This is a genomic window from Bradyrhizobium sp. 197, from assembly GCF_023073375.1.
In the GTDB taxonomy this organism is placed as follows: domain Bacteria; phylum Pseudomonadota; class Alphaproteobacteria; order Rhizobiales; family Xanthobacteraceae; genus Bradyrhizobium.
Genome location: NZ_JADPJJ010000098.1, coordinates 1 through 1,060, shown reverse-complemented (window position 1 = coordinate 1,060; position 1,060 = coordinate 1). Strand labels below are relative to the sequence as shown.

Genomic DNA, 1,060 nt, shown 5'->3' with positions numbered 1-1,060 from the left:
GAGCTGAACAGGGTGGTGGTGGCACTCGCAGCGCCGACCGTCGCCGTGGCCGCGCTGGTTGCGTTCTCGGCGGTGCCGAGCTGGTCGGTGTAGGTGGCATTGACCCGGATCCGCTTGCCGACCAGGCTGCTGTCGAGGGTGAGGCTCGCGGTCGTGGCGGACAGATTCGTCCAGGTGGTGCCGTCGGGGCTGCTCTGCCAGCGATAGGTGATGCTGGCCGGGACGCCGTCGGGATCGGCGACGCTGGTGGTCAGCGTCTGGTTCTGGGTCGCCGTGCCGTTGATGGTGACGATGCCGATGTCGTTGACGTTGGCCACTTTCGTGGCAGTCGCGGCGCTCACCGGGGTCTCGCTGCTGCCCAGGGAGTCCGTGTAGACGGCGCTGACACGTATGAAGCCGCCGACCTGGGCCTGCCCGAGGGTCAGCGTGCTCGCCGTCGCGCCCGTGATGTTGCTCCACGTGGTGCCGTCCGTGCTTCGCTGCCATTGATAGGTGATGCTGCCCGGCAGGCCATCGGCATCGCTCACCGTCGCGGTCAAGGTCTGGTTCTGCGTCGGCGTGCCGCTGATGCTCACCGTGCCGGGGTGATTGGTGGGTTGGGTCCCGCTCGCAGCGAACACGACGTCGCGGAAATAGTTTGCATTCTGATAGGTGGCGGTCGGGAAGGCGCCTTCGGTATAGTCGAAGACGCCGGCGCCGACCGGAGCGTTCAGGCCGCCATTGCTGATGCCAGACGCGAAGCCTTGCGTGGTGGAGACGTAGTAGCTGTTGATGTTGACCGAGACCACGTAGGTCGTTCCGGCCGCGATGGTGAGCGGCGTGGCGAGCGTCTGCTGCTGCCAGCCCGATGCGCCTTCGTTGGTGAATGTGACGGTCGCCAACTCCTGGCCGGTGGCCGACCAGATGTGGCCGATATGGGTGCCGGTCTCGTTCGAGGCCTTGTAGTACCGGATCGCCTGGATCACGCCGGAAGCGTCGCTGGTGAAGCGCATCCCCAGCTCATAATCCGCCCCGATCCCGTCAGTGTTGTTGGTCAGAACGGGAGCCTGAGTGGTGAACA

1 protein-coding gene is annotated in these 1,060 nt (G+C 65.8%); it reads right to left on the bottom strand.

What is annotated here, in order from left to right; genetic code table 11:
* The coding region (locus IVB27_RS23095) for a DUF4082 domain-containing protein (RefSeq protein ID WP_247445514.1) at positions 1-1,060 on the bottom strand (1,060 nt) is incomplete at both ends.